This window comes from Parabacteroides vesiculifaciens, assembly GCF_049860805.1.
GTDB lineage: Bacteria > Bacteroidota > Bacteroidia > Bacteroidales > Tannerellaceae > Parabacteroides.
The window spans coordinates 3,000,911-3,016,666 of record NZ_CP187555.1 but is presented as its reverse complement, the minus strand read 5'-3'; the positions used below and the strand labels follow the sequence as shown (position 1 = coordinate 3,016,666).

Sequence of the window (15,756 nt, the reverse complement as noted above, 5' to 3'; positions counted from 1 at the left end):
TTCAGCGTTAGAAAAGAAGGTATAGATTATAATAAAAAACGATTATGACTTCAACTTTCTTTCAGCGTATACTCATATTAGTCCTTTTGGCCGGTAGTATTGCCGGTCTTCACGCACAAGAATATAAATACGAGATCGGAGGAATGGCAGGCGGAGCCTTTTATATGGGCGATGTCAACAAGAACGCTTTTTTTAAAGGGCTGAATCCCGCGTTCGGAGCTGTTTTCCGCTATAATCCCAATTTCAGGTGGGCGTTAAAGACCAATCTGATGTGGGGGCAGGTTTCAGGCACGACGGAAGGGCAAGAGAATGTTTTTCCGGATCATGCACAAGGTTCCTTCAGCCGGAGCCTGATCGAACTGGGCGGACAGATGGAGTTCAACTTCTTTCCGTACAGTGATAAGTTTGCATATTCAAACGCAAAACGTTTCACTCCCTATATTTTTATGGGATTGGGTGTGACGGTAGCGCCAGGCAGCGGGAAGACTTTTGCCGGTCCGAATATCCCGCTCGGTGTGGGTGTGAAATATAAGGTGAAGAACCGGATTAACCTGGGATGCGAGTTTTCGTTCCGCAAACTCTTTGGCGACGGCTTGGACGTGACGGACGACAACAATGCGTTTTTGGATGATCCCTACCACATGAAAGGTAGTTTTTTGAAGAATAAAGATTGGTATTCTTTTTTGTTGTTTACAGTAACCTGGGATTTCGGTCCGCGGTGCAGAACCTGCAACAACGCGAGGAATATAGATAATATACAGTAGTTATAGATGAAAACACTATGTCGCTGATTGAACAAATAGATAAGAATCGATTGCCGCAGCATGTGGCGATTATTATGGACGGCAACGGACGCTGGGCCAAAGCGAAGGGGAAAGACCGGAGCTACGGACACCAGGAGGGCGTTGTTTCGGTTCGTAAGGTCGTGGAAGCTGCTACAACCGTGGGTTTGAAATATCTGACGATGTACACGTTTTCGACCGAAAACTGGAATCGTCCGGAGGCGGAGGTGCAGGCGTTGATGAGTTTGCTGGTTGCAGCCATCCATCGTGAGACTCCCGACCTGATGAAGAATAACGTCCGTCTGATGGCTATCGGCAATCTCGACCGCTTGCCGGCGGATGCACATGCCACCTTGCTGGATTGTATCGCACAGACTTCGGCCAATACCGGCACTACGCTCGTATTGGCTTTGAGCTATTCGGCCCGTTGGGAGATTACCGAAGCTGTGAAACGCCTGGCCGGGGAGGCGGTGGAGAAGAAAATAAACCCCAACGATATAACCGAGGCTGTCGTCTCGGATCACCTGACAACCAAAGGTATTCCCGATCCGGATTTGTTGATCCGTACCGGAGGAGAACAACGCGTCAGCAACTTCCTGCTTTGGCAGTTGTCGTATGCCGAATTCTTCTTTACCGATGTGTATTGGCCGGATTTTAGAGAAGAAGAGTTGTATGGAGCTATATTGTATTACCAGCAGCGTGAACGGCGCTTTGGTAAGACAAGTGAGCAATTAATCTTATAAACAATAGCTGTTATATGTACAAAAGAATAGTGCTGTTTTTCATGTTCCTGGGATTTGCCTTCGGGGCTTTTGCTCAGGAAACTGACACTACCAAGGTTGAAGAGCCGGCAGAAGTGCCGGTCATTTCCTATTCGTCACCTCCCAAAAGGTATAAAATTGCGGATATCAAGGTGACGGGGATTAAAAATTATGATGATTTCGTGTTAATAGGCTTTTCCGGTTTGTCGGTAGGGGATGAGATCACTATACCCGAGCCGGGCGGAGCGATTACAGATGCTGTAAAGCGTTTCTGGAAACATGGACTATTCTCGGATGTAAAGATTCTGGCAACTAAGATCGAGGGGGATCAGGTTTGGTTGGAAATCCAACTCAAGCAGCGTCCGCGTATTTCGGAAGTCAACTATCATGGTATCAAGAAAGGGGAACGTGAGGATCTGGAAGCCCGCCTGGGTTTGCGCAAAGGATATCAGGTGACCCCTAACCTGATCGATCGTGCAACCACGTTGATCAAGAAGTTCTTCGATGGCAAAGGCTTTAAGAATGTGGATGTCGAAATCCTTCAGAAGGACGATCTCGCACATGAAGGCGAAGTGATCGTCGACATCAATATCAACAAGAACGAAAAGACCAAAATCCACAAGATCCATTTCGAAGGGAACAGTGCGTTGTCTGATCGCGAGTTGAAAAAGGCGATGAAGAAGACGAACGAAAAGTTCAACTTGCAGAATGACTGGAAGAGCAGTATCCTGGAAGCATTCAGTACAAAGAAATTTACGACTGAAGAATACGAAAACGATAAGAAACACATTATCGAGAAATATAATGAAAAAGGATATCGTGATGCAGTCCTTCTTGAAGACAGTGTTGTGAACTATAACGATAAACGGGTGGATATCTTCCTGAAAGTCGAAGAAGGCGACAAATATTACCTGAAAGATATCAACTTTGTCGGTAATACGAAATATCCGACCGAACAGCTGTTGTATATTTTAGGTATGAAGCCGGGCGACGTTTACAACCAGAAGAAACTGAACGAACGGTTGACGACGGACGATGATGCCGTTTCCAACCTGTATTACAACAACGGTTACATCTTCTTCGGCGCCGATCCCGTGGAAGTGGATGTCGACAACGACTCCATCTCTTTGGAAGTCCGTATCCAGGAAGGTCCCCAGGCAACTATCAACCGGGTGATCATTAACGGTAACGACCGTTTGTATGAAGATATCGTTCGTCGTGAACTTCGTACGAAGCCGGGTATGCTTTTCAGCCGTGAAGACCTGATGCGTTCTACCCGTGAAATCGCCCAGATGGGACATTTCGACCCGGAAAACTTAGTTCCGCAACCGCTGCCCGATCCGGATAACGGAACGGTGGATATCCAGTACAACCTCGTGTCAAAGGCTAACGACCAGATCGAGTTCTCGGCCGGTTGGGGACAGACAGGTGTGATCGGTAAGTTGAGTTTGAAGTTTACAAACTTCTCCATGAAGAACTTGCTGAACCCAAGCACCTATAAAGGTATTATCCCGCAGGGTGAAGGACAGACGTTGACATTGAGCGGCCAGACAAACGGACGTTATTACCAGGCATACAGTATTTCATTTATGGATCCGTGGTTCGGCGGCAAACGCCCGAATACATTGTCCGTAAGCGCCTACTTCTCCAAACAGACGGATATCAGTAGCAATTATCTGAGCAATAACAGCTATGGTTACGGTGGATATCCGTATTATGGTGGCTATGGCGGTTATGGTGGTTATGGCTACGGTTACGGTTACGGTTATGGCAATTATGGTTATGGCGGTTATAACAACTATGAGTTGGCATACGACCCAGACAAGTCGATCATGATGTTCGGACTTTCAGCCGGTTACGGTAAGCGTTTGAACTGGCCGGATGACTACTTCCAGTTTATGGCGACTTTGAACTACCAGTTATATATGATGAAAGACTGGGATTACTTCCTGGTAAATAATGGTAATTGCCATAACATCAACTTGGAATTGAACCTGCAACGTAACTCTATCGACAACCCGCTGTACACACGTAGAGGTTCACAGTTCATGTTCTCGGTTGCCGCTACTCCGCCTTGGTCATTGTGGGACGGAAAGGATTATAAGAATATGAGCGACCAGGATGAATCGAAGTTCCGCATGATCGAATATCATAAGTGGAAATTCAAAGCGAAGATCTTCTCGCCGTTGGCTCCGCTGACTGTGAAACGTACACCGGTGTTGATGTCACGTGTCGAATACGGCTTCCTGGGCTCTTACAACAAGTATAAGAAATCGCCGTTCGAAACTTTCTATATGGGTGGTGACGGTATGAGTGGATATTCCAGTACTTATGCAACTGAAACGATCGGTTTGAGAGGTTACGAAAACGGTAGTATAGCCGGTAACGGTGGTTACAATTCGTATGGTTATGCCTACTCTCGCTTGTCGATGGAGTTGCGCTATCCGTTCTTGCTCGAACCGTCTTCAACGATCTATGGTCTGGTATTCGTGGAAGCGGGTAATGCCTGGAGAGATTTGAAAGACTTCAACCCGTTCCAGTTGAAGCGTTCTGCCGGTGCCGGTGTCCGTATCTTCCTCCCGATGATCGGTCTGATGGGTATCGACTGGGCTTACGGTTTCGATCGTCCTGACGGAAGTTCGCAAAGAGGTGGCAGCAACTTCCACTTCATTATCGGACAGGAATTTTAGGAAATTGAGAAGTGAAAGTTGAAAATTAGATAGAAAGGGCAATCGGATTCGTTTCCGGTTGCCTTTTTTGCGTTCGGGCTTTCCTTACGAAGTTATCCCAAGTCTGTTAAATTGTTAATTGTATCTTATTAAGTTTCAATTTTCAGTTTTCAACTTTCAAATCTCTTATCTTTGCGGTCAGAAGGTAAAACTATAAATGACATGTGTATGAAAAAGATTATTGCCTTAAGCTGTCTGTTGTTCCTCTGCTCGTTTGCAGGGCACGCACAAAAGTTTGCTTTAATAGATATGGAATATATATTGAAAAATATTCCGGCTTATGAGATGACGAATGAGCAGTTGAGCCAGGTCTCCAAGAAATGGCAGAATGAAGTGGATGCTATCCAGCAGGAAGCACAGAATATGTACAAAACTTACCAGAGTGATCTTGTATTCCTGTCTGCCGAGATGAAATCGAAACGTGAAGAAGCGATCGTTCAGAAAGAACAGGAAGCACAGGATCTGAAGCGTAAGTATTTCGGTCCCGAAGGCGAGCTGTTTAAGAAACGTGAAAGCCTGATGAAACCGATACAGGATGAAATTTACAATGCCGTGAAGGAAATCTCTGAAGACAAAGGTTATCAGATGGTCATGGACCGGGCTTCGTCGATGAATATCATTTTTGCTTCTCCTAAGATCGATATAAGCAATGAAGTCCTGATAAAGTTAGGATATTCAAAATAAATGCTTACATTTGTGCGCTTTAATGAAGCAAGTTAAGAATATGATTAATAACAAGTAATATTTTATAGGAAAATGAAGAAACTGATTATTTTTTTGTTGATGATGCTCCCCTTGGGTGTTTTTGCTCAAGAATCTAAAATTGCGATTGTAAACACGCAGGAAGTAATCCAGGCTATGCCGGAATTTGCAACTATGCAGAAACAGATGGCTGACATGGAAGCCAAATACAAGAACGAAATGCAGGTAATGCAGGACGAATACAATAAAAAGTATTCTGATTTTGTCGCTCAGCAGGATTCATTGACAGAAAATATCAAAATGAGAAGAATGCAGGAATTGCAGGATATGGAACAGCGTACACAGAACTTCATCCAGATCTCCCAGCAGGATTTCCAGAAGAAGCAGGGTGAGTTGTTTACTCCGATCCAGGACAAACTGAAAAATGCAATCAAGGCAGTCGGTGATGAAAAAGGATATGTTTATATTCTGGATCCGCAGATTGTTCTTTATCAAGGTAACGCTGCTGTTGACGCAACTCAGTTCGTAAAAGCTAAGTTAGGTATTAACTAATAGCATTAGCAATCATAAAATAGTGAAGGATGCCTCTCTCGGAAAGGCATCCTTCGTTGTCTATATATCTTTCAAAGTTCAAAATAAATAACTTCTCCCATGTTTTCATCTGCACCAGGCCCGATTGGTATCTTCGACTCCGGTTACGGAGGGCTTACCATCTTTGATAAGATACGGGAAGCCATGCCGGGGTATGATTATATTTATTTAGGCGATAACGCCCGTTCGCCTTATGGCACACGCTCGTTCGAAGTCGTCTACCGTTTTACAAGGCAGGCTGTGGAGACGCTTTTCAATGAAGGGTGCCAGCTTGTTATCCTGGCTTGCAATACGGCGTCGGCAAAAGCTTTGCGTACGATCCAGCAGCGGGACTTGCCACAGTGGGATCCGGACCGCCGGGTGTTGGGCGTAATCCGGCCTACGGTGGAGTTGATGGATCAGATCAGCAGGAGCAAGCATGTCGGCATTCTGGGGACGACCGGAACTATCACTTCCGGCTCTTATGCGATGGAAATAGAGAAGATGTTCCCGCATATAACGGTTACGGGTGAAGCCTGTCCGATGTGGGTCCCGCTGGTCGAGAATAATGAGTTTGCTTCGCCGGGAGCGGACTATTTCGTACGGAAGCATCTGGAGCATATCCTGGCTGCCGATCCGGAGATCGATACGCTTGTCTTGGGGTGCACGCATTATCCGTTGCTGGTTGAAAAGATCAAGGCATTCCTGCCTGCCGGAATTACTTTATTCTCGCAAGGGGAATACGTGGCCGCAAGCCTGATCGATTACCTGCGTCGCCATCCCGAAATGGATGGCCGTTTGACAAAACAGGGTAATTGCCGTTTCCTGACCACCGAGTCCGCCACCAAATTCTCCGATGCCGCCTCTGTCTTCCTGAGCCATCCCGTAGAGGTGGAACAGATTTCGATTGATTGAAAATATAAGAATATGAGGTAGTTCATATCTGTCAATTATGAAATATCTTTACGTCATACTCTTTTTTCTTATCTCCGTATTCTGTCAGGGGCAGGATTTGGATGGATATATGGCAGAACGGGACTTGGTGGATGTTTCTGCTATGGATACGACGTTGCGGGTGGATTTGGTGTATGCGACGGCGGAGAATTTTCTTGGGAAGGCTGTTTATTCCGGGATCACGCGTGCCTGGCTGCATCCCGATGCGGCCCGCAAACTGCTTGCCGCCCATCGACTGTTGAAAGAGGAACATCCCGGATGGCGGTTTGTAATCTATGATGCCGCCCGTCCCATGTCGGTACAAAAGAAGATGTGGGCGCTTGTCCGTGGAACGGATAAAACTAACTATGTCAGCAATCCGGCAAACGGGGGAGGCCTGCATAACTACGGCTTGGCAGTCGATCTGACGATCCTCGACGAAAAAGGCATGCCTCTTCCTATGGGCACTCCTTTCGATTATTTTGGCGAAGAAGCGCATACCAATAATGAAGAGGCATTGCTGGAGAACGGCCGGATTACCCGCACCGAATACGGAAACCGCCGTCTGTTACGACGGCTGATGCGAAAAGCAGGATTCCGTTCCATCCTGTACGAATGGTGGCATTTCAACGCCTGCACGCGCCAAGAGGCACGGCAGAGCTATCCGGTGATAGACTGATTCTTTTCTTCTAAACGATATTTTTTCCGAACGGCGTAAGAGCCAGCGCAGCCATTTTGAAATGCTGCCTGCCGAAGGGAATGCCGATAATCGTGATGCACAACAGCAACCCGAAGAATAAATGCGTCAGGCAGATCCAAAAGCCGCCGATGAATATCCAGATCACGTTCATGATCAGGCACAGGCAACCGCCTGAATTGCCGTTGTCCGTCACCCGGCTGCCGAAAGGCCAGAGGGCCAGCATCCCTAACTTCAAGGTCTGCAACCCGAAAGGGATACCGATTATCGTAACCATCAGCAGCAAGCTGGATATCAGATATTCCACGGCCGTGATCAATCCGCCGCAGATAAGCCAGATGATATTTCCCAAAAACTTCATAGTGTCATTATTATAAATTGTTATTAACTCTCATGCTGTCCAATTCCGCCAATACCGTCCGTTTCACGATCGCGAAACTGTCGCGTAGTTCCGGTTTGACCGGCAACGAAGGCGGAGCTTCCATCTGTAGCGGGTTGATCGGCTGTCCGTTCTTATATACCCGGAAATCGAGGTGAGGCCCTGTCGAGAGGCCGGTCGAACCGACGTAGCCGATCACCTGTCCTTGTTGTACGTGGCTGCCGACTTGTATGCCTTTGGCATATTTGCTCAGGTGCATGTAGGAAGTTGTGTATACGGAGTTGTGTTTCACTTTCAACGTATGGCCGCCACCGCCCATATATCCTTTGGCGATGACAGTTCCGGCTCCGATACTCTTGACCTCCGTCCCGACGGGAGCCGCGTAGTCCACTCCGTGGTGCGCCCGGTAGCGCTTTAGGATCGGATGGAAGCGGGCGTTTGTAAAGCGCGAAGTGATGCGGAAGAAATCCAGCGGCGCTTTTAGGAATGCTTTCCGGAGGCTGTTCCCTTCGAGGTCGAAATATTCGAAAACGCTATCCTGTGTAAACGGTATGGCGGTAAAGTCTTTTCCCTGATGCGTGAATACGGCCCCTTCGATGGATGTGATATTGAGGGCGGTCGTGTCGTCAATATAGGCGACGTCGTACAGCACCCGGAACGAATCTCCTTCTTTCACGTCGAAGAAGTCGATCTGCCAGGCATACACATCCGAAATCTTGATAGCCAGCAACGGGTCCGCCCCGTTCGCCTTGATCACGTTCCAGAGAGAGGAATTGATCGTGCCTTCCGTATAATGGCGTTTGATGGTGATGGGCTTGTTAAATTCGTAAGCCAGGATCGAATCGCCTGTCAGGTCGATGACGGCGTAGTCGACGAGCGACTTGGCAAAAGCGATATATCGGATATCAGCCACGCTGTCCTGGGTCGTAAACGTATAGTAGTTCATGCCCGCGCGGAGCTTGGTCGGGTCCAGGACATTGATCGAAGCCTTCGTGATGCTGTCCGCTTTCATGGCGGAGAAACCGAGACTGGAAAAGATAGAGGCGGGGTTATCGCCGTTTTTCATCTTATATTCCGTCACGTTCAGCGAATCGATACAAACGCCGTACTGGTATACGTGCTGCAGGCTGTCGAGCCATTCGCTGTCGACGCCTTCTTCTTCGGGTTGTTGTTTCGTATGTGTACAGGAAAAGCAGGTCAGCAATCCTGCCAGTAACAAATATAGGACGATACTCTTATTCATTCTCAGGCTTCCGGTTCTTTTGCTTTTCCAATTCATCGACACGCTTTTGAAGTTTGCTCACTTCTTCCCGTTCCTGTTTAAGCATCAGCCTGTAGGCTTCGATGATTTGGGTGAAAGAAACGTTGTCGTATTTGTGGTTGTTCGTCTGTTCCTGATTGCCAACTATATTATTATAAACAGGGCTGTTGGTGTTATTCTCATTTTCAATATTGAATGTGTTATTTTCAATATTGACCGAAGCCTCATCCTCTCTCATTTCTTTAATCGTCTCAACCGAAACATCCAAAGCCTTTGCCAGTTTATCCAACATCTCGTCATCGATCTTTTTCATCTCCATTAGTTCCTGTATCTGTGTTTGTGATAATTGGAGTGCTTTCTCCAGATCTTCCACTTTGAGTCCTTTTCTGTTCATAAGACGAACGAGGTTGCGTCCATGATGTATACAGCTGTTGTTCAATAAATCTTTTGCGTCCATATTATACTATTTTTACGTTGCAACAAATATACAAAATTAATCCATAAGGCTTCTTAATTGGCTAAATCCTTTGTTGGTGGTTAGGATATTGGCTGATTTGATCCATCATTTATAGTTCATATCCTGCAGATCTTGAAATAAATCCCTCAATAGGTATTCGATGTAAATAATAATGCCTACATTTACCGCATGCCTGCTATTGGGCATAACTAAAACATTTTAGCTATGAGTAAATTTGTCAATCCTTTTTCGGACTACGGGTGGAAGTTGATTTTCGGGAGTGAATTAAGTAAAGATCTTATTATCAGTTTTCTCAATGAAGTTATCCAGCAAGAAGTGATAGTCGACATCACGTTTCGGAACGTCGAGATGCTCGGCCTGAAACAAGACCAGCGACGGGCTGTCTTCGATATCTTTTGTGAGAATGAAAAAGGCGAAGTGTTTATTGTCGAGATGCAGAAAAGCCGTCAGAAGTATTTCTCCGACAGAGTGTTATACTACGCTTCGTTTGCTATCCAGCAACAGACGATGATCGTAAAGGAAAAGTTGGAGAAGGAACCCGACGAGGCGGTTCGTAAATGTTGGAACTACCAGATCAATAAAGTGTACGTCATTTGTGTCCTGAATTACATCATGGAACCGTCATTGCCAGACAAATACCGCTGGGACATCGTCCGCATGGATCGTGAGTTGAAGGTTCCGTTTAGTGAAACGCTTAATGAAATCTATCTTGAAATGCCGAAATTTGTATTACCTTTGCATGAGTGCGATACGCTTTATAAGAAGTGGTTATATGTCTTAAACAACATCGAGATCATGGAACGATTACCCAAAGAACTGAACAATCAGATATTCCGGAAGCTGAAAAGCATCGTGGAGGTAGAGCGCATGACTCCCGACCAGCGCTTAGAATACGAATTGAGTCTTTCCGTCGAACGCGATCTTTCTGCCGCCCTCGATACCAGTTTTGAAGACGGGATGGAGAAAGGTAAAGCGGAAGGTAAAATGGAAGGCAAAGCGGAAGAACAGCGCCTTATTGCTGCCAATTTTAAGAAACAGGGAGTAAATATCGAAACGATAGCGCAATGCACCGGTCTGTCGGTGGAAGAAATCAGCGGTTTGTAAATCTATCGATGCTTATCCTCTAAATGACCTTCTCCGGTTGTTTTATTCAATTTGGGTTCACCTTGCTGTGAGGTGTTAAAAATCAGAATATTACTGTGAAATCTGTGAATGTCTGCTAAAATAGATCGTGATTGATAGTCTCCTCTTCCATATTTTTTATTCAATCATGTAATCAAACTTCACTGCCTTCACTTCAAAATATTGATCATTAGGTCTTTTACAACCTGTGAACCCGGTTTTCGGTTTTGTGATATAGGAGGGCGGATTGGGGTTTGTCCCATAAAATATAGCCTAAAGGCTAAAAAAAATACCCTTAAGGGTGTTGGGGAAAAGCCTATAGGGGGATGGAAAAAAGGTAGGCATCTTTTCGGCAACGAATGCCTGCTTTTTGGGGAAGGGCCAGGCATTCCTTTTCAAAACACCGGTGATTCGATTTCAAAACATATATGCTTTGCAATCAAAATACCTGTGTTTTAATAAGCAGAGGCAGCTTCATTCTTGACAGTATGGATTATACTTGTTTTATCAGGAACACTATGCGTTAAGATATATTAAATAATAACTCCTTCGGGAACTTTTTGCAAGGATTCGACGTCTTATCCTTACGAGTGATAATTATAAATGAAAAGAAAAAGATGAAAAAAGCTATTTTGACACTTTTGATGGTTCCTGCTTTTGTCGGGATGTTGTTTTCTTGCTCTGAAGCCAAAACAGATGCAAAGAAGTTGGAAGGTAAATGGAATATTGTGGAAGTGAAAGGTGAAAAGTTACTGAAAGAAGGTTTGCCCAATATGGAGTTTGATATGAAAGATAATAAAGTCCACGGTAATGCGGGATGTAACATCTTTAATTCGACTGTCGTGCTGGATGACCAGGATGTTTCTTCCATCACGATCAATCCTGCCGCTACCACTATGATGGCTTGCCCGGATATGGAAACCGAAGATGCGATCCTGAAAGCTATGGGAGACGTGAAAGGCGTAAAAGCCGGCCAGTCTGAGAATGAAATGCTGCTGGTCGATGCCAACGGTAACGTATTGTTGGTTTTGTCAAAAAACTAATCGGACGGAAATGAAGAAGTACATATATCTTTGCCTGGCTGTTTTGAGCATCGGTATCTTTGCTTCCTGTAAGGCGAAAAAGGGCGTGGAGGCGACTTTCTCCGATCTGGACGGTAGCTGGAACATTATCGAGCTGAACGGAAAGACGTTGAATCCTGCCGAAACGAACCAGGTGATCGAGTTTGACGTGGCTCGTCATTCTCTTTCCGGGAAGGCTGGTTGTAACCGGATGATGGGGCAGATCGAATATAGCGATTCTCACAAGCATATCATTAAGTTCCCGCAGGTCGCGACGACGCGTATGGCTTGCCCGGATATGAGTGGTGAGCGCGAACTGTTGGAGGCTTTGGACAAAGTCGTTCGCTTTGAAGCGGAAGGAGATACGAAGCCAGTCGATAAGATCGCTCTGTATGGCATAGACAATACTAAACTGATGGTATTGGAAAAGAAGTGATATTCATTGTAGAAATGTTTTAAAAGGCGGTTCCGGCACACGGTCCGCCTTTTTTATTTCGGCCTGCAGGGGATGATCAGAGTGAAGCGGCTGCCTTTGCCTTCCTGGGACGAGAGGGTGATCCGTCCGTTCAGGCGTTCGGCGATGGTCTGGCAGATCGCCAGGCCCAAGCCGGTTCCCTGTGCAAATTCGTCTGCTTTGAAGAAGCGTTCGAATACTTTTTTTTGATTTTCTTCCGACATCCCTTTTCCGGTGTCTTCGACGAAAATATGAACTTCTTTTTCTTCCTTTTTGTAGATATACCCTAACAGGATATGGCCTTTTGAAGTGAATTTGACGGCATTGTTGATGAAGTTCGTTATCACCTGTGTAAAGCGGAAACGGTCTACATGGATAACCAGTTCCGTCTCCTGGAACTCTTTCAGAAAGCGGATATTGGAAGGCATAAGCAGATGATGCGTCTGGTAAATCTCCTCCAGCAACTCGTTCAGGGAGCAATCGTCGAATGTAAATGACATACGTCCCGACTCGATGCGCGAGAGTTCCAGAATGTCGTTGATTAGCTTGAGTAACAGGTTGCTGTTCTTATTGATCGTATCGCGGAAAAGATCCTTTTCTTCATTGCTCAGATCTTGTTCGTCTTGCAGCAGGTTGGTGAAGCCGACTATCGCATTTAAGGGCGTACGTATTTCATGACTCATATTGGCGAGGAATGCCGATTTCATCTTATTGGCTTCTTCGGCCCGCTCTTTTTCTTCGACCAACCGGAGCTGTACCTGCTTTTTCCGTTCGCTTTCGCGGCGATACATGTAAATGAGGTGGAGGATGATATAGACGACCGCTATGGCGAGCAGGATTCCACCTGCAATAATATAGTTTCGGTAACGGACTTCCAATGGCATGTTATAGATGACGCTTCCTTGTGGCAGATCGTCCAGCCGTATGTTGAAACGTTGCATCTCTTTCCAGTCGAAAGCAAATGTTTTGGGACTTTCTACGATAGGAATGTCAGTTGGAGAAGCGCCTTTCAGGATGCGGGCAGCTGTTTTGGCAACACACTCAGCCTGTATTTGCAGGGTTGTGAAATAGCCTCCGGTGATCCCCTTGTTGTCGTTAAAACCGTTGTTAATGACCGTGAAGTTCGGTACATTGGCCAGGCGTCCGACAGTCAGGACATTGAAGTCGAGGATGATTTGCATACAAGCGGTGTAGGGCTTGTCTTCGAACACCCAAAGAAGCTGGCGGGCGGTCAGGCTTGCGGTTGCGGTCGTATATAGAGCGGATGCGCCTTCTTTGCCCGGCTGGATTTCTGTGGAAGTCGTTTGGGGTCTTGTTTGATACAGACCTTCGTAAACGGCTATTCCATGACCTTGGATATTCTCCATCAAGGCTTCGAACGCTTTTCTGCCGATGAACTCTTTCGTTTTAAAGATCAGGATTTTCGATCTTCCGTATAGCTTTTCGATCAGTTGTATGTTTTTCAGGTATTCGGGCTTGTCCCAGTAGCCGGTGAAGTTGGGATGCTGTTCCAATAGTTCCCAGTTGGGGAAGTTGACACCCGAAAAGACAACCGGGATCGTCTTGCCGAGCGGATGATTGCAGGCCATTAAAGTGTAGGTGGCCTGGTCGTCATTGGAAATGATGATGTCCGGTTTGAAACTTAAAGTGTCGAGGAAGGAATACATCCGGGCTTCTTCGTCTGTGGCATTATAACGCTCGCAGTCCAGGTAGAATGTGTGGATGGAAGAGTGTATCTGTTTTTCCTCGAGTTTCCCGTGCAACAACTCGTCGAACTTGGAGTAGGTACTCAGACTTTGATTGTAAGACTGTATGACAAGGATATGAAACAAATCCTTTTCTTTTTTATCGGAGAAACCCTTTGCTTCATGCGGAAAACAAAGGGCTAATATTAGTATCGCTATGTATATATGTATTTTCAAAGAAGAAACACTTATCAATTGTACCCGTATTGTTTTGTAAAAAACGTTCAAAGTTAACGATAATCGGGATATAACAAATATTTCTTTCTGATTTTCTTATATTCGTTTAATGCCGGTTGCCAACTTGCGCGTATTTCGTCCTCGTTTAAGCCGCGGACAATCTGGAAGCGCAGTTCTTTTGTTCCGGCAAGCAGGTCGAACCATTGCGGGCGGGTGAAGAAAAAGGCCTGGTCATTGCCGGCTTTATTATAGAAATCGAGGAAGAACTTCAGTGTCAGTCCTCCCGCAAAAGGATATTCCCGAAGGTCCAGGCCGTAACATTCTTTATCCTGGTGCAACGGTTTCGTATCGAATCCGGGCAGCGAAGTTGGCGTAAATGTGAAATCTCCGTATCGCGGATCTGGAGCGCCCAGTATCTGAAACGGGTAATAGGTACCGCGTCCTACGCTGATATTCGTACCTTCAAAGAAACAGAGCGACGGATACAGGCGGATCGACTGGTCGTTCGGCAGGTTGGGGGAGGGCTTTACCGGCAACCAGTACGGATCGCCGTGACGCCAGTTTTCCATCTTGACGATATGCAGTCTACAGGTGTCGGGCGTGCTTTTCAGCCAACCTTCCTTATTAATCATCCAAGCCAGTTCGCCTATCGTCAGCCCGTGCAGTATGGGCAACGGGTCCACGCCGACAAACGATTCGAATCCTTTCTGGCGGACTGGGCCGTCGACGAAGTCGTTCGGGTTGGGGCGGTCCAGGACGATAAACTCGACTTCGTTTTCAGCACAGGCTTCCATCACGTAGTGCATGGTGCTGATGTAGGTATAAAAACGGGCTCCGACATCCTGGATGTCGAATACGACCACGTCCAAGCCGGCCAGTTGTTCAGCCGTCGGTTTCTTGTTTTTGCCATATAAAGAGATGATGGGGACGCCTGTTTTCACGTCACGGCTGTCTTTGACCTCCGCGCCGGCATCGGCCGTCCCGCGGAAACCGTGTTCGGGGGCAAACACTTTCTTTACGTTGACACCCTCTTCCAACAGGGCGTCAAGCAAATGTTTCTGCTGCTTTTCGAGGATGGAGGTTTGGTTCACCACTAATCCGACCTGTTTGTCTTTCAACAGGCGGGTAACGACATCCATACGTTCGGCTCCCAGCTTTAGAGGTTCTTTCTGTGGAGTGACAGCCTGAATTTCGGATATTAAGAACAGGCTTAACAGCCAGAAGGCACACCTGATAACTGTTCTCATAGACTCATTCCTTACTATTTGTTTCTGCAAAAGTAACGATTCTTTTTGTTTATTACGTATCTTTGTCTCCCAATAAAGTGATTGAATGTTATGAACCCTTTAGATATTATTGCCAAATATTACCCGGCAGATTCGGAGGTGCGCCGGATTTTGGTTGTTCATAGTAGAAGTGTGGCGGATAAAGCTTTGGCTATAGCCCGGATGCATCCGGAGATGAATCTCGACCTTACCTTTATAGAGGAAGCAGCCATGCTGCACGATATCGGTATTTTCCGTTGTAATGCTCCCGATATAGATTGTCATGGGGATGCGGAGTATATTTGCCATGGTTACCTGGGGGCCGGACTGATGCGGACGGAGGGCTATCCACGCCATGCCCGTGTGTGCGAACGGCATACCGGAACGGGCATCACGCTGGCCATGATCGAAGAGCGTGACCTGCCTCTTCCGCACCGCGATTTTATGCCGGAAACGTTGGAAGAACAACTGATTTGTTTCGCCGATAAGTTTTACAGCAAAACGAAGCTGGACAAAGAAAAGTCTGTCGTAAAGGTAAAACAAGGCCTCTCCAAGTATGGAAGCGAAACGGTCGAACGGTTTGATAACTGGTGTAAACTCTTTTTAGGGGAATAAAAAGGGATTGGCTCACTAAATTGTT

General features: G+C 46.3%; 16 protein-coding genes. 11 read left to right on the top strand and 5 right to left on the bottom strand.

The genetic code is table 11. From position 1 onward, the window contains the following. The first annotated feature begins 44 nt into the window (after window positions 1-44). The 7 genes from ACPYIV_RS12265 (at window position 45) to ACPYIV_RS12235 (ending at window position 7,156) form a co-directional block, all read left to right on the top strand. Window positions 45-764, top strand: coding sequence for a DUF6089 family protein (locus ACPYIV_RS12265; protein WP_293740957.1), 720 nt, complete (start codon window positions 45-47; stop codon window positions 762-764). 17 nt (window positions 765-781) lie between these two features. Beyond that, window positions 782-1,525 (top strand): isoprenyl transferase, encoded by a 744-nt coding sequence (locus ACPYIV_RS12260; RefSeq protein WP_293733867.1) that lies wholly within the window; start codon window positions 782-784, stop codon window positions 1,523-1,525. 14 nt (window positions 1,526-1,539) lie between these two features. Further along, complete coding sequence (locus ACPYIV_RS12255; protein WP_301705462.1) at window positions 1,540-4,233, top strand: BamA/OMP85 family outer membrane protein; 2,694 nt, start codon at window positions 1,540-1,542, stop codon at window positions 4,231-4,233. A gap of 207 nt (window positions 4,234-4,440) precedes the next feature. Next, window positions 4,441-4,956: an OmpH family outer membrane protein gene (locus ACPYIV_RS12250; RefSeq protein WP_005637338.1), complete on the top strand. Its 516-nt coding sequence runs from the start codon at window positions 4,441-4,443 to the stop codon at window positions 4,954-4,956. 72 nt (window positions 4,957-5,028) lie between these two features. After that, window positions 5,029-5,526 (top strand): OmpH family outer membrane protein, encoded by a 498-nt coding sequence (locus tag ACPYIV_RS12245; RefSeq protein WP_293740956.1) that lies wholly within the window; start codon window positions 5,029-5,031, stop codon window positions 5,524-5,526. A gap of 99 nt (window positions 5,527-5,625) precedes the next feature. Then, window positions 5,626-6,459, top strand: a complete 834-nt coding sequence (murI, locus tag ACPYIV_RS12240; protein WP_293740955.1) for a glutamate racemase — start codon at window positions 5,626-5,628, stop codon at window positions 6,457-6,459. A 37-nt stretch (window positions 6,460-6,496) separates the two neighbouring features. Beyond that, a complete protein-coding gene (locus tag ACPYIV_RS12235; RefSeq protein WP_293733863.1) occupies window positions 6,497-7,156 on the top strand; it encodes a M15 family metallopeptidase in 660 nt (219 codons plus the stop codon). A 10-nt stretch (window positions 7,157-7,166) separates the two neighbouring features. Here the strand turns inward: ACPYIV_RS12235 and ACPYIV_RS12230 are convergent, their stop codons facing one another. The 3 genes from ACPYIV_RS12230 to ACPYIV_RS12220 are packed head-to-tail and all read right to left on the bottom strand — an operon-like array spanning window position 7,167 to window position 9,271. Beyond that, window positions 7,167-7,535 carry a YccF domain-containing protein gene (locus ACPYIV_RS12230; protein ID WP_293733862.1) on the bottom strand — a complete coding sequence of 123 codons (369 nt, stop codon included), beginning with the start codon at window positions 7,533-7,535 and terminating at the stop codon, window positions 7,167-7,169. A gap of 10 nt (window positions 7,536-7,545) precedes the next feature. Further along, entirely contained in the window at window positions 7,546-8,796 is a 1,251-nt protein-coding gene (locus ACPYIV_RS12225) for a M23 family metallopeptidase (protein WP_301842684.1), read from the bottom strand. Then, a complete protein-coding gene (locus tag ACPYIV_RS12220; protein ID WP_293733860.1) occupies window positions 8,789-9,271 on the bottom strand; it encodes a helix-turn-helix domain-containing protein in 483 nt (160 codons plus the stop codon). Before ACPYIV_RS12220 ends, ACPYIV_RS12225 begins: the two co-directional genes overlap by 8 nt. Before the next feature lie 225 nt (window positions 9,272-9,496). On the opposite strand from ACPYIV_RS12220, the gene ACPYIV_RS12215 reads away from it, so the two are divergent. From ACPYIV_RS12215 to ACPYIV_RS12205, 3 genes are all read left to right on the top strand, one after another. Beyond that, window positions 9,497-10,396: an Rpn family recombination-promoting nuclease/putative transposase gene (locus ACPYIV_RS12215; RefSeq protein WP_425883229.1), complete on the top strand. Its 900-nt coding sequence runs from the start codon at window positions 9,497-9,499 to the stop codon at window positions 10,394-10,396. A 635-nt stretch (window positions 10,397-11,031) separates the two neighbouring features. Continuing rightward, entirely contained in the window at window positions 11,032-11,457 is a 426-nt protein-coding gene (locus ACPYIV_RS12210) for an META domain-containing protein (RefSeq protein ID WP_293734618.1), read from the top strand. Between the two features lie 10 nt (window positions 11,458-11,467). Then, window positions 11,468-11,911, top strand: coding sequence for an META domain-containing protein (locus tag ACPYIV_RS12205; protein WP_293734619.1), 444 nt, complete (start codon window positions 11,468-11,470; stop codon window positions 11,909-11,911). Between the two features lie 53 nt (window positions 11,912-11,964). Here the strand turns inward: ACPYIV_RS12205 and ACPYIV_RS12200 are convergent, their stop codons facing one another. Together ACPYIV_RS12200 and ACPYIV_RS12195 are read right to left on the bottom strand one after the other, a co-directional pair. Then, window positions 11,965-13,761: a sensor histidine kinase gene (locus ACPYIV_RS12200; protein WP_293734620.1), complete on the bottom strand. Its 1,797-nt coding sequence runs from the start codon at window positions 13,759-13,761 to the stop codon at window positions 11,965-11,967. Window positions 13,762-13,904: 143 nt separating this feature from the next. Further along, window positions 13,905-15,098, bottom strand: a complete 1,194-nt coding sequence (locus tag ACPYIV_RS12195; protein ID WP_425883226.1) for an exo-beta-N-acetylmuramidase NamZ family protein — start codon at window positions 15,096-15,098, stop codon at window positions 13,905-13,907. 90 nt (window positions 15,099-15,188) lie between these two features. On the opposite strand from ACPYIV_RS12195, the gene ACPYIV_RS12190 reads away from it, so the two are divergent. Continuing rightward, window positions 15,189-15,731, top strand: a complete 543-nt coding sequence (locus tag ACPYIV_RS12190) for an HDIG domain-containing metalloprotein (protein WP_293734622.1) — start codon at window positions 15,189-15,191, stop codon at window positions 15,729-15,731. Window positions 15,732-15,756: the final 25 nt, after the last annotated feature.

Coding starts and splice junctions, on each gene's coding strand:
- ACPYIV_RS12190 (WP_293734622.1), top strand. CDS start 15,189: ATGAACCCTTTAGATATTATTGCCAAATATTACCCGGCAGATTCGGAG.
- ACPYIV_RS12215 (WP_425883229.1), top strand. CDS start 9,497: ATGAGTAAATTTGTCAATCCTTTTTCGGACTACGGGTGGAAGTTGATT.
- ACPYIV_RS12210 (WP_293734618.1), top strand. CDS start 11,032: ATGAAAAAAGCTATTTTGACACTTTTGATGGTTCCTGCTTTTGTCGGG.
- ACPYIV_RS12250 (WP_005637338.1), top strand. CDS start 4,441: ATGAAAAAGATTATTGCCTTAAGCTGTCTGTTGTTCCTCTGCTCGTTT.
- ACPYIV_RS12230 (WP_293733862.1), bottom strand. CDS start 7,535: ATGAAGTTTTTGGGAAATATCATCTGGCTTATCTGCGGCGGATTGATC.
- ACPYIV_RS12255 (WP_301705462.1), top strand. CDS start 1,540: ATGTACAAAAGAATAGTGCTGTTTTTCATGTTCCTGGGATTTGCCTTC.
- ACPYIV_RS12195 (WP_425883226.1), bottom strand. CDS start 15,098: ATGAGAACAGTTATCAGGTGTGCCTTCTGGCTGTTAAGCCTGTTCTTA.
- ACPYIV_RS12260 (WP_293733867.1), top strand. CDS start 782: ATGTCGCTGATTGAACAAATAGATAAGAATCGATTGCCGCAGCATGTG.
- ACPYIV_RS12265 (WP_293740957.1), top strand. CDS start 45: ATGACTTCAACTTTCTTTCAGCGTATACTCATATTAGTCCTTTTGGCC.
- ACPYIV_RS12245 (WP_293740956.1), top strand. CDS start 5,029: ATGAAGAAACTGATTATTTTTTTGTTGATGATGCTCCCCTTGGGTGTT.
- ACPYIV_RS12235 (WP_293733863.1), top strand. CDS start 6,497: ATGAAATATCTTTACGTCATACTCTTTTTTCTTATCTCCGTATTCTGT.
- murI (WP_293740955.1), top strand. CDS start 5,626: ATGTTTTCATCTGCACCAGGCCCGATTGGTATCTTCGACTCCGGTTAC.
- ACPYIV_RS12225 (WP_301842684.1), bottom strand. CDS start 8,796: ATGAATAAGAGTATCGTCCTATATTTGTTACTGGCAGGATTGCTGACC.
- ACPYIV_RS12220 (WP_293733860.1), bottom strand. CDS start 9,271: ATGGACGCAAAAGATTTATTGAACAACAGCTGTATACATCATGGACGC.
- ACPYIV_RS12205 (WP_293734619.1), top strand. CDS start 11,468: ATGAAGAAGTACATATATCTTTGCCTGGCTGTTTTGAGCATCGGTATC.